Origin of the sequence: Actinoplanes sp. NBRC 103695, assembly GCF_030269485.1 — a bacterium.
Taxonomy (GTDB): domain Bacteria; phylum Actinomycetota; class Actinomycetes; order Mycobacteriales; family Micromonosporaceae; genus Actinoplanes.
The window spans coordinates 1-12174 of sequence record NZ_BSTL01000070.1 but is presented as its reverse complement, the minus strand read 5'-3'; the positions used below and the strand labels follow the sequence as shown (position 1 = coordinate 12174).

At 63.0% G+C, this 12174-nt stretch carries 6 protein-coding genes and 1 tRNA gene; 2 read left to right on the top strand and 5 right to left on the bottom strand.

Translation table 11 applies throughout. The features are described 5' to 3' along the window. Positions 1-106 precede the first annotated feature (106 nt). The 5 genes from QSK31_RS47815 to QSK31_RS47795 all read right to left on the bottom strand — a co-directional run bounded on the left by QSK31_RS47815 (position 107) and on the right by QSK31_RS47795 (position 7810). Complete coding sequence (locus QSK31_RS47815) at positions 107-562, bottom strand: hypothetical protein (protein WP_285691861.1); 456 nt, start codon at positions 560-562, stop codon at positions 107-109. Beyond that, the gene (locus QSK31_RS47810) at positions 534-1547 is read right to left on the bottom strand and encodes a hypothetical protein (RefSeq protein WP_285691860.1); all 1014 of its coding nucleotides are present in this window, start codon (positions 1545-1547) and stop codon (positions 534-536) included. Before QSK31_RS47810 ends, QSK31_RS47815 begins: the two co-directional genes overlap by 29 nt. A 142-nt stretch (positions 1548-1689) precedes the next feature. After that, entirely contained in the window at positions 1690-4824 is a 3135-nt protein-coding gene (locus QSK31_RS47805) for a type I restriction endonuclease subunit R (RefSeq protein ID WP_285691863.1), read from the bottom strand. Further along, positions 4824-6068: a restriction endonuclease subunit S gene (locus tag QSK31_RS47800; protein ID WP_285691859.1), complete on the bottom strand. Its 1245-nt coding sequence runs from the start codon at positions 6066-6068 to the stop codon at positions 4824-4826. The genes QSK31_RS47805 and QSK31_RS47800 overlap by 1 nt, the downstream gene beginning before the upstream one ends. After that, on the bottom strand, positions 6065-7810 hold the full coding sequence (locus QSK31_RS47795) for an HsdM family class I SAM-dependent methyltransferase (protein WP_285691857.1): 1746 nt from the start codon (positions 7808-7810) through the stop codon (positions 6065-6067). Before QSK31_RS47795 ends, QSK31_RS47800 begins: the two co-directional genes overlap by 4 nt. A gap of 364 nt (positions 7811-8174) precedes the next feature. Here QSK31_RS47795 and QSK31_RS47790 point away from each other — a divergent pair. Together QSK31_RS47790 and QSK31_RS47785 are read left to right on the top strand one after the other, a co-directional pair. Then, positions 8175-8248: transfer RNA gene (locus QSK31_RS47790), tRNA-Lys, on the top strand. 297 nt (positions 8249-8545) lie between these two features. Further along, the gene (locus QSK31_RS47785) at positions 8546-12094 is read left to right on the top strand and encodes a DUF4365 domain-containing protein (protein WP_285691856.1); all 3549 of its coding nucleotides are present in this window, start codon (positions 8546-8548) and stop codon (positions 12092-12094) included. Positions 12095-12174 lie beyond the last annotated feature (80 nt).

Sequence of the window (12174 nt, the reverse complement as noted above, 5' to 3'; positions counted from 1 at the left end):
GCACCCTGCAAGTGCCTTCCGTGACAGGAAACTTGGACCCTCAGCAAGTCCTATTTTCCCTGATCAGAAGGCACTTCTTCGTTTCTGCCCAGTCCTTGGACACCCCTTAACGAAGGGTCGAGGCTAAGGCAGTCATGGCAACGCCGAGCGGCTTGTCAGTATCGATGAACATCGTCACCCCGCCTAGGATGGCGGTGAATACGATGCCTACCAGGACGGCGTAGCTGACGTTGGCGCGCAGCTCGTCGGCCAGCCGGTCGACCAGTGCCCGGCTTTCGCCCTCCAATTTGTCGGTGGCCCGCGCGGTCAGATCGAAGATCAAGACAAAGACGTTGAAGATCAGCCCGGTAAAGATCGCAACGGCTGCCAGTACATCGGGGATGTTACGTGCGGTTGCGCCCAAGGCCCATACGAGGGCAGCGAGAGCCGCCGGGACACCGAAGTGAATGGCGACGTCCGCCGGGCTGTAGCGGCCGGTCTGGAAGTTCTTGAGCGTGCCGTAGTGATCGCTGGCAAGTGCGAGTGCCGAGAACTTACTGCGTCGTGTCCGGTTCTGCGTCATCGTCGGACTCCTCCGGCAGCAGGTTCAGCCTGAACTGTTGGGCGTCGTCTGACCACTTCTCATTGTCCCAGCCGGGTGTGACATTTACGCCGACGGCGGGGGCCATCTCACGCACGCTGCTGAGCACCTCGTCGTAGAAGCGCTGTTCGTCAGGGATCTCCTGTGTTCGGATGTCGTAGATGAACGTCGGAGCCGAGTCGGCGGTGACGGTCAAGGTGGTGCGGCGTTCCCCAACTTCCATCCCCACGCTGAGTTCATCGAACTGGAGCCCATGCATCTGCAGGAGGGCGGAGCGGGTTGGGTCGTCGCCGCGGAGCCTGCCGATCAGTGCCTGCTGGAAGTGCTTCAAACGCCCCGGCGTGATCTTCAGCTCCAGCTTGCCGGCCGGGGCCTGCTCTGCGTTCATCTCCACGGCGTCTGCGATGTCGCGTGGTAGGCCGGTGCGTCGCAGTGTGATCTCGTGCGCCTGTGCTTCGGCGATGAACTTTTGCAGGGCGGCCTCGTCAGCGACTGCGTCCACGTCCAGTACGAGGCCAGTGTGCTTACGGAAAAGCCGCGCAAGGATGGGAACGAGCAGTGCCTTCGCCCCTGACCGGCCGTGGACCTCCAGGGCCAGCAGGCCGACCGTAGCCCGGGATGGTACGACGATGAGTCCTCGGCGGACGTTTGTTTCGATGTGCTCATCCAGGCGGGTGAATACCGGTTCGGAGTCATCCGGTCCGAAAAATTCCGATGACTGGCCGCTCTGACCCACGCTGACGCTGAACCTGATGGTCCGGCCGACCCCCTCGACCGTGCGGGCCTGGATGTGTTTGCTTTTCTCGGAAATCCGGCGCGCGGTCATCGCCTGCAGAGCCCCGTACAGGACAGTCAGGGCGTCTTGCTCTCCCCGGCCGCCGAGTTGTCCCAGAACTGCGGCTTCGTCTGGGGAACGGTAGGGATGTGCTCGAAAGACGTAGATCATGTAGCCGTACTTCGTGGCCATTGACGCGACTCCCCGGTCGATTGAGGTCACAGCACGGTACAGCGATATCACAGCCGGTGATAGCTGCGACATAGGGATCTATGAGACCGGACATCTAGAGAACAGGGCCTGTAACGCGTGATGCCCTTCCGGGGCGGCCTGCTCATGCGTCCGTCTGCTGATCGATTGCGGCCTCGTAGAAGGCGTCCGCCAGCGCCATGATGACGGCGCTGATGCTGGGGCCGTCGCTGAAGAAGTAGTCGGCCATGGTGTTGTGGGCCTCCTGGTTGTCGACTACCGCCTCGGTTACCGCCGCTTGGAAGTCCTGCGATTCCATGAACTGCTTCTTCGAGTTCACCTTGGCCTGGTTGACCAGGTCGGGGTAGGCGAGCAGCTGCAGTACCAGTCCTTGCACGAACTCACGGACCTGAGACGCGGAGAACGACTCTGCGCCGAAGAGGTCGTTCATCTTGTCGATAACGACCTGCAGTGCGACGTACTTCGGCTCCTTCCGGGTGCCGGTGCCGGCGGCGCCGATGCCCTTGAGCTCGCCATCACCGGTCAGCGAGATGTCGACTGCGGTCCCCTTGTTGTGCTTGACCCCGACCAGGACCACGTCGGAAAGGTCGACCTCTGCCGTCCAGGAGGAGTCTGCGATGACCTTCTCCAGGAGCCGCAGGAAGATCGACAGCATCTCCATGTACGGGTCGCCGTAGTCGACGATTTGGCTCATGAAGTCGTAGAGCCGGACGTAGGTGGAGACGTCCTTGCGGAACAGGTCAAGGGTGTTGAGGGTGAGCGTGTCGTCGGCTTCGATCGCGGCCGCGTATCGGCGGGCGAAGTCGTTCTTGGCCGGGCTGATCGCCGCTGAGAGCGCGTTGTTGCCCTTACGGGTGACCCACAGTTCGGCGACCTCACGGACCTGCTCTGGCGTGTAGATGCCGGTCTGGGCGAGCTTGTTGGCGAGGTGGACGACGATGTACGGGTCGGTCTCGGTCTCGAGGGTGGCGTTGGTGAAGTACGGCTCGAACGCGGTCCGGATGTCCTCAGGCTTGTTCACGAAGTCGATGACGAACGTCTTGCGCTTCTGCTCGCCGCCCGCAGTGCGGTGGGTGCGGTTGAGCCGGGAGAGGGTCTGCACGGTGGTGACCCCGGAGAGTTTCTTGTCGACGTACATGGCGGAGAGTAGCGGCTGGTCGAATCCTGTTTGGAACTTATTGGCGACCAGCATGATCTTGTACGTCGCGCCCTTGAAAGCGGCGGCCAGGTCCGAGCCGGCGCCAGGGTTCAAGTTGGCCTCGGTGAACTCGTCGTCCTTGCTCGGTTGCGGCCCCCAGTCCGAGACCCACTCCTCATCCTCGGCCATGCTCACTGAGCCGGAGAAGGCGACGAGGGTGCGGTAATTGTACGAGGCATCCTGAGCGGCCCGCTTGGCGATGTAGGCGTCTATCGCCTTCTTGTACTTCACCGCGGCCTTGCGCGAGTCGGTCACGACCATCGCCTTCGCCTTGCCTTCCAGCAAGTGGGCGACGTTGGCGTGGAAGTGCTCGACGATGATCTGTACTTTCTGGCTGATGTTGGTCGGGTGCAGCTTCACCCACCGCATCAGCCCCTTACGCGCCGCGGACTCCTCCACCTCGCCACCGTTGCCGCTCTCAGCCCGGCCTGCGATCTTCAGGGCGGTATCGTAGGACTGGTAGCCCCTGAGCACGTCAAGGATGTAGCCCTCCTCGATCGCCTGCCGCATCGAGTAAAGGTGAAACTCGACCGGCTTCCCGTCCGGGCCCTTGCGGCCGAAAAGGTCCAGGGTCTTGTTCTTCGGCGTCGCCGTGAACGCGAAGTAGGAGATGTTCTCCGACTCGGCCCGCTCGGTCATTTCCGAGGCCAGGATCGCCTCGACGTCGACCTCGCCACCCTCCTCGATCTCCTTGACCTCCTCCGCGGTCAGCACCGCTTTAAGCTTGGAGGAGATCTGCCCCGACTGCGACGAGTGCGCCTCGTCGGCGATCACCGCGAACCGCCGCCCTTTCAACGACGAGTCGGCCCGGATCTCATCGAGGGCGAACGGGAAGGTCTGCACCGTCACAGCGATGATCAGCTCCCCGCTTTTCAAGGCCGTCGCCAGCAGCCCGGATTTCGACTTCGCCCCCGCCTTGCGGACATCCTCCGGGCTGATCGTCGCCACGATCTTTCCTGACCCGTCGATCTGCCGGATCGCATCCTGGAGCTGCCCGTCGAGCACGGTGCGGTCCACGACGACGATCACCGAGTCGAAGACCTTCTCGTCGTTCACGTGCAGCCGCGCCAGTCGATGTGCGGTCCAGGCGATGGTGTTCGTCTTCCCCGACCCTGCCGAGTGCTCGATCAGGTAGCGATGCCCCACCCCCTCCTCCCGCACTGCGGCCACCAGGTTCGTCACGGCCTCCCACTGGTGGAACCTCGGAAAGAGCATGCTCGTACGCCGCACCGAGGTGCCGGTCGCGACATCCCACTCCTCCTTGGTCTCCACGATCATCAGCCGGCCGATGATGGTGAGCCAGGCTTCCTTCTCCCAGACCCGCTCCCACAGGTACGCCGTCGCCGACCGGCCGCCTTCAGCCGGCGGGTTCCCCGCGCCCTTCTCGTGGCCCATGTTGAACGGCAGGAATTGAGTCTTTTCGCCCTCGAGCCTGGTCGTCATCGCGGCCAGGTCGTTGGAGACCGCGAAGTGCACCAGCGCCCGATGCCCGAACGACAACAGCGGCTCCGACCGCCCGTTGGTCAGCGGATGCCGGTTCTTGCGATATTGATTGATCGCCTCGTCGAGAGACTGGGTGAAGTCGGTCTTCAGCTCGACGGTGGCCACCGGGAGCCCGTTGATGAAGAAGACCAGGTCGATGCTGCGCTGGTCAGCCGTGGAGAAGCGCACCTGCCGCATCACCCGCACCCGCATCGCCGCGTACTGCTCATTGGTGGTCGCGTTCAAGCTGGTCTCAGGCCGGAACTGCGCCATCTTCAACCGGCCACCACCGATGTACTGCACCCCGTTACGCAGGATGTTCAGCATTCCGCCACCATGCTCGAGAGGCTTGTCGAGCGCGGTAGCCAGCACGTCAAGGAATTTTGCTTGCGACCCCGCCGCCTTCAAAGCCTTCTCGTATGCCGTCTTCTGGGTCTCCTCCAGCCAGGCGTAGAGGTCCTCGGGGAACAGGGCGCGCTCGCGCTCGTACCCGGTGTCGTCCGCTGAGTACAGCCACCCATGATCGGTCAGGTACTGGCAGATCTCGGACTCGAAAACGACCTCGTTGTGATCGGCCATCACCGAGCCTCACCTAGGTCGATCATGCCCGCTACTGCCGCAGTGATCAACGCGGACCGCCGCTCCCGCACAAGGTCGATCAAGCGCTCAGCTTCGGCTATGAGCGTGTCGATCTTCGTGGTCTGATCATCGAGGTGCGCCGTGATCCGTTGCTGTTCATCGATCGGCGGCACCGCAACCTTGAAGTCAGCGAGCAGCGGACGCCGTAGAGACTCCATGGTGACCGTGTTGCTACCCGCGAGTGCGACGGGACGAAGGAACGTCGACAGGAAGTAGTAGAAGTACCAGCCCGTGACATCCGCGAAGTCTGTGAACACGTAGACTCGCTGGTGCGCTTCGAACTTCCCGTCGAAGTAGTGAAAAACCTTGCCGGTGCCGCCCTGACCGTCGCCAGGCGTCATGACCGCTTCTCCCTCAAACGAGTAGTGGTCGATCCGCAGGACCTCGCGACCACGTACGTAGAATGGATATTCACCGTCATCGGTGGCGTTACCGGAGTCTTCGGATCCCGTTGTTATTGTGCACAGATGCCGGGTAGGAACCATTCGCCAATGCTTCGGCACGGCACCCAGTAGCTCCACCCCAGACGGCGCGGTCTCTACATTATCGAGTCCGGACAGCAGCGCTGACCGGATTGTTGCCTCACGCCGCTCGCGGAGCATCTCGATCAGGAGCCGTTGCTCCTCGATGAGCGTGTCGATACGAGCAGTCTCGCGGTCGAGATAATCGACGATGGCGCGCTGCTCCTCCGGCGGCGGCACTGGTATCGGCAGATTGTCCAAGTCTGGCTGCTGCACTCGGCGGTCGAAGGTAGTCTGTGCCCGTGTGTACAACAAATACTGGTCAAGGTAAGGCTTTGACCTCAGTAGGTAATGAATGAACCGTGGCAGCAGAGCGCCACGGATCCTGAAGACCCTGTAATCGGGGCTCACTGCTCCGGCGCGCTGAGAAACGCCAATCCCACCGCCGATTAGCCACATCGGGTTGACAACAAGGTCGCCGATCTCGGCGACGAGGTACCTCGGCAGGCTGATCTCGTCCGGCTCCTGTCGCCCTCCCAGCTCGGCCCGCGCAACCACTTCACCTGTCGAGCGCAGCGACAGCATCTCGTAGGAGAGGTCGCTGTTGCGCTGGTCGAGTCGGTCGAACAAGCCCTTGAAGCGAACTACGTCCCATGACTTGGGCCTGGTCTCCAGTAAAGAGGAGACCGCCCGGTGCGCACCGATCAGCGTCAGGGAACTCATCCCTCGACCTCCCGGAGGAGGTCGAGGATCTTAGCGATCTGTTTTTCCAGGTCGGCGTCGATCTCGCCGAGGGGGCGGGGTGGGACGTACGTGTAAAAGTGGCGGGTGAAGGGAAGCTCGTAGCCAGTTTTTACCTTTGTCCAGTCAACCCAGGCGGCGGGAACGTGCGACCTCACCTCGGCGTCGAAGTACGCCTGGATGACTTCGACCTTGCCGGACGCGCCGGCGGTCGAACCGCCGTAGGTGAAAGGGACGTTCTCGGTGTCGCGCTTCCTAGTGTCCGGCTTGGGCTTACCGTTGCGATCGACGATGGGGTTGCCGGACTCGTCGAGGAGGGGGCGTTCGACGGTGATGGTCCAGTAGCCGAACTCGTCGTTGCGCAGCACCTTGGAGTAGTCCGGGTCGGCGTCGGCAAAGTCGGAGTAAAACCTCACGATCCTCACGCGGTCGGCGTCGCTGATTTCGCGGCCCTTGGAGCCAAGGTTCTTGCGCATCTTGGTCCAGAACGAGGTGCCGTCGATGAGCTGAACTAGGCCCTTGCGGTCGGGATGCTTGCTGTTGTCAAGGATCCAGATGTAGGTGCCGATGCCGGTGTTGAAGAACATATTGGTCGGTAAAGCGACAATCGCATCGACCAGGTCATTCTCCAGCAGCCATTTGCGGATGTTGGAGGGACCGGACTCGGCGGCGCCGTTGAAGAGCGGCGAGCCGTTCATCACGATGCCGGTCCGGCCGCCGCCGTCCTGCGGCGCCCGCATCTTGTGGGCCAGGTGGAGCAAAAAGAGCATCTGCCCATCCGAGGTCGCCGGGAGGCCAGGGGCGAACCGGCCGTAGGGGCCCGCTTCATCACGCTCCTTCGTGACCGCCTTGACGTACTGCTTCCAGTCGACGCCGTAGGGCGGGTTGGACATGCAGAAGTCGAACTGGCGGCCCTTGAACGCGTCGTCGGTGAGGGTGTTGCCGAACCTGATGTTAGTCGTGTCGTGGCCCTTGGCCAGCAGGTCGGACTTGCAGATCGCGTATGACTGCGGGTTGTACTCTTGGCCGTACAGGCTTAGCTTTGCGCCGGGATTCTGTGCGAGCAGGTGTTCCTCGGCGAGGGCGAGCATGCCGCCGGTGCCTGCGGTGGGGTCGTAAAGGGTGCGGACGATGTCGGCCTCGGTGAGGTCTGCGTCCTTTTCGGCGAAGAGCAGGTCGACCAGGAGCCGGATCGCGTCCCGCGGGGTGTAGTGGTCACCGGAGGTCTCGTTCGCGGCCTCATTGAACTTGCGGATGATGTACTCGAACGCATCGCCCATGTCGGCGTTAGAGACGACGCCTGGATGCAGGTCGACGGCCTTGAAGGACGTGATGACTTCGCGCAGTAGTTCCGCCTTCTCCAGGGCGAGGATCTCCTTCTTGAAGTCGAAGTACTGGAACACGTCGACGTCGGGTGAGAACCGGTCGATGTAGTCGACCAGGTTGTCCGCCAGCCCATCGGCGTCGGCCAGCAAGTTGGCGAAGGAGTAATTCGAGGTGTTGTAGAACGGCCTACCGGTCGCCTTCTTGACCTCGATCTTGAGCCGATTGGGATTGTCATACTTCGCCGCCAGTGCGCGCACCGCCTCCCGGTCGGGCTCAAGGATGCAGTCGAGGCGTCGCAGGATTGTGAGTGGGAGGATCACGTTGCCGTACTGGTTAGGGCGGTAGGGGCCTCGAAGCTGATCGGCGATCGACCAGATGAAACTACCGAGGGCGCTCACAAAGCTCCTTACGAGAATCACTCGACGACAAATACTGGACGCCCAACGCAAGCCCGTGCATGCCGCCGCCTGAGCAGGTTGCGGCGCACAATCCGCAGCAGTCGGTGCGTCATACGAACATCATCGCGTATCTCGGCACCCCGCGTGCCACGAGGTCGGCAGCAGCGACCGGCTTGAGGAGGTGCCCCAACGGGACGCCACGCCGCGTTCAGCTGACCCGTAAGCCGCCCGCCGCAGCGCCATCCAAGCGTGATCCATGCGTGATCCACGGTCCTGGTACCGGTTGTCACCCGACAGCATGACCCGGTATCCCGAAACAATGAACCTGCACGTAAACTGGCATCAGGCCGCGTGAGATAGCACGACGCGGTAGCGCCTGACAGGTAGCGCAGCGGACTCTTAATCCGCGGGTTGTAGGTTCAAGTCCTACGCGGCGTACGGGTATCACGGCCCTGACCAGGTATTTTGCTTCCTGGTCAGGGCCGTTTTTGTTGACCCCGGATGCTGCTGTGATCGATGTGTGCTCTGGAGCTTCTGGCATCCGCTGACACCGGCCAGCCCGGGGGGTGGCGGCGGACATCAGCGGCGGATTGCCATACGGGCCCCATAGCGGGGGGTGTCCAGATTGCGGCACGTGAGCCTTGGGATACTCCTGGTATGCAGCTGCGACCTCGACCGCCTCGTCGGCGTAAGTCGAAGTCATTGCCGCCCGGCATGCGACGGCAAGCGTCCGTCGTGCGCGAGCGCAGCGGTGTCCACTTCGTCGGCGGCATCGTCACGGACGGGTTGGACTGGATCTTTCGGGAACAACCGATCCTCGACTTCGGGGTTGACGCCCACCTGGAGATCATCTCCAGCGACGATCTTGTGACCGGTCGGAATATTGGCTTGCAGATCAAGAGCGGGGAGTCCTACTTCCGGAGGCCGCGGCGTCTACGGGACGGCTGGACGTTCTCCGCCAGCAACGACCATCTGGCGTACTGGCTCGGTCATACCTTGCCCATCGTCGTTGTGCTCGTCACTCCGGAGAAGAAGGCGTACTGGCAGGTCGTGTCCCCTGCCACGGTGACGGAGAAGCCAAACAGTTTCACGCTGTTCATCCCCGAGAGCCAGCCGTTCGACGAGTCTGCGAGAGACCGCCTCTCGGAGATCGCAGGTCGCAGTGGCGGCGTCCTTGAGGCGCTCCCAAGGCGTTACGAGCAGCTGCCCCCAGACGCAGCACGGGCCTTGCGCCGTGCCGCGGATCTCGATCGATTGGGGGTCGCTCGTCTCGCTGACCGGCTTGCTGAGGGAAGCGACCTCTCCCAGATGACAGCTGCCTCGCTGCTGGCGGCGAAGCCGACCTGGCTCACTTTCAGCCCTGCGGCCGAAGATCTATGGATGGCGGTCGGTGTCTATGCTGCCGCGCACGGTCACCGGCGCCAGGCTGCCGGCGCATTCGAGCAAGCAGCTGCGATCGGCGGCCCGCGGTCGGCTCGCGCGCATGCTTTCGCCGGACTCATGCTCCTTTACGACGGTGACCGTGATCAGTCACCGGCACTGCTGCGACAGGCCCGCGAGGGAGGAGCGACTCTGCTCGCCGACATCGGCTTGACCGCGCTCAGCCTGCCGGCGAATGACGCCCGTGCGTTCGAGGTCCCGCCGTCAATACGCGATGCGACGGCCGCGCAGATTGACGCCGAACCAACAGTGCTCAACTTTCTCAGCGAGGGCGCGATCCGCCGAGGGGATCTGAACAACGCAGTCACCTACCAGGAGCAGGCTCTTGCGCGGCATGGTGATGGCATGGGAGGGACACGGCTCGCGCTCGCCCAGGCTCTGTTCCGTCGTGAATCCGCCAGCACGCAACCCTCCGCGCGAGAGAACCGGCGTGCCGTCATCCATGCCCAGGCCGCGGTCGAGGGCCGCCGCCGGTGGCGCGGCCCGAGCGCGGAAGCGCTAGCGGTGTTGCTGCGCATCTACATCGTCACCGGTGAGGCGAAGGAGGCCATCACCGCGGCGCTGCCGGCGTCGCAGGGTGGCACCGCGACAGACTACGAAGCCGCCGATCCTGAAGTCGCACGTCACGGCGCCCTCGCCGCGCACCTCGCAGGTGACGCAGCCGCGTTGGCATTCTTCCTAAGTTCACTTCCCGACGACGCGCAGACCCGTTTGGTTCGAGCTCAGACCTGTGATCTTGACGGACTGTCTCGCCAGGAGCTCGTCGCTATGTGGACCCGTCTAGTCGATGAAGCTACCGACGACGAGATGACGGCGAAATGCGTGTCAAGACTCGCCTTTCTCGGAGTATGGCCGCCGCAGGCCGACGACCTCGACCAACGCTCCATTATGCAGTCGGCCGACATCGCCGTACTCAAAGCCGCCCACCTGGCACGCTCAGGTCGCCAGGAGCGCGGTCTGGCCGAACTGCGGCACCTCGCCCACCGCGACCCGTCGGCCGCGCACGCGCTCGTCCTCATCCTCGAAGAGGACGTAAGCCGTGAAGCTGCCATCGACGAAAGTCAACGACAAGTCAGGGTCTCGCAGGACCCGCGCCTTCGACTGCAACTCGTCGGACTGTTACGCGCTCATGGCGACTACGACCGAGCTGCGGAGATCGCCGAGAGGACGATCCGGGACCCCTCTTTAGCGAACTTTCTGCGGTTGGAACTGTGCCGTTGGCTCATCGCCGAGAAGCAGCGCACCAATGACATCGCCGCCGCCATCAGCGTCGCCCGCGAAGGGCTGGAGATCACCGACGACCCACAACTTGCCTGGGTTCTCGTTTCTAGCCTGCTGGAGCTCGGGCGCCTCTCCGAGGCGCGCGAAGCGCTTGCCCGACACCGGCCGCAGCCCGTCAGCGATCGAGAGGTGCATCTATGGGTACACCTGCACCTCGGTCAACCCCTTACCGCGAACGACGCGCAAACCATGCTAGACCTCGTCGATCGCCGGCCTGCTGGGCGAGTTCGACAAGGACTCATCACTCTGCTGGTGCGCGATGTCCAACTTGCCGCCCAGGAGGGCACCGCCGCCTTCCCGCAGCCGATTGTCGAGCAAGTCGAAGCCCTCGCCGCCGAACTCCAGACGGGTGATGAGCACGGAATCTGGCAGGTCCAGCTGAGCGACGACAACACGATCCGCGAGCTCCTCACTCGCCGTCAGCCCGATCCCGCAGTACTTAATCGGCTGATTGACGGCGTGAGAAGCGGCACTGTCGGGCTGCCGGAACTCGCCCGGGAGACGAATCAGCCGTACGGCGCGGCGCTGTTGCACCGTCCCGCCGGTGTGCTCTTTGCGTCGGATCTGACATTAGGGCTGCGCCGTGTTGGCGAAGGCGCGGCACGATCGGCCCTAGAGGCGGGCGAGGCGGTCATCGATATGTCCTCCCTGCACCTGCTGAACCTGCTCGAACACGAAGACCAACTGACGTTGCGCGGCGCCATACGTGACTTATTCATCCCAGTCACGACGGTCAACGACGCGATCCGGACTAGTGACGCCGTACGCAGCACGACGGTTGCGTTCCAGCACCTTTCCCTGAAAGCCGACGGTCAGATTGACCGGACGACTCTCTCCGCGGTAAAGCGCGGCTGGCTTCGCGAGCAAGCTGCATTACTTGAAGAAGCCATACGCGGCCTGCAGCCACGCTCGATCCCTCAGCCGAGCAGAGCGCCGGCCGACACGATCGCACTCGGGGCGGATCTCGATGTAGCCATGTGGTGCGATGACTCCTACGGCAGACAGCAAGCGCGTGGGCGAGGAGTCTCGACGTTCAGCCTGCTTGACCTGCTTACCGTCCTCTGGGACCGCAACAATGAGATTGACGTCTCCCGCATACTGCGCCGGCTGGCTGCTCAATACGTCGTCGATCTTCCCCTCGATGCTGATGACGCCGCTGCCGTCGCCGCGGAAACCGACTGGGAAGTCGGGCCGGTCCATGTTCTGCTCTCGCGCCCCGCTTGGTGGAAACACTGTGGCCAGACATGGCCAGATTCTTGGTACACCATCGCGAAGGCCGCACGTCTACATTCGGACACAGCTCTGACAAGCATGACAAAAGCCGCTCTCTCCGGAGCGATCCAGGACGTGACGCCAGGACTACGCACGCGGCGTTACCAAGAATTAACGGTCATCGCCCTACGTGCCTGCCATGCGGCGAGTAAGAACGTTCCGCACAATTTTCTTGTCGATCTGGCCGACTCTGTGGGCCAGGACGTCGCTGCAGCCCCAACCTTCCTGCTACGCGCCCTCATCCGTGAGTTCCCCCCGGTTTGGTGGAGCCTCTCAAACATGATCGACTGATCATGGGGAGGACGTTCTGTGGCCGCACCGAAGAAGTACCCCGACGAACTGAGGGCGCGTGCTGTGCGTCTGTATCGCGA

Bases quoted from the DNA above. Each gene is read 5' to 3' on its own strand.
- QSK31_RS47805 (WP_285691863.1), bottom strand. From the start codon at position 4,824: ATGGCCGATCACAACGAGGTCGTTTTCGAGTCCGAGATCTGCCAGTAC.
- QSK31_RS47810 (WP_285691860.1), bottom strand. From the start codon at position 1,547: ATGGCCACGAAGTACGGCTACATGATCTACGTCTTTCGAGCACATCCC.
- QSK31_RS47800 (WP_285691859.1), bottom strand. From the start codon at position 6,068: ATGAGTTCCCTGACGCTGATCGGTGCGCACCGGGCGGTCTCCTCTTTA.
- QSK31_RS47815 (WP_285691861.1), bottom strand. From the start codon at position 562: ATGACGCAGAACCGGACACGACGCAGTAAGTTCTCGGCACTCGCACTT.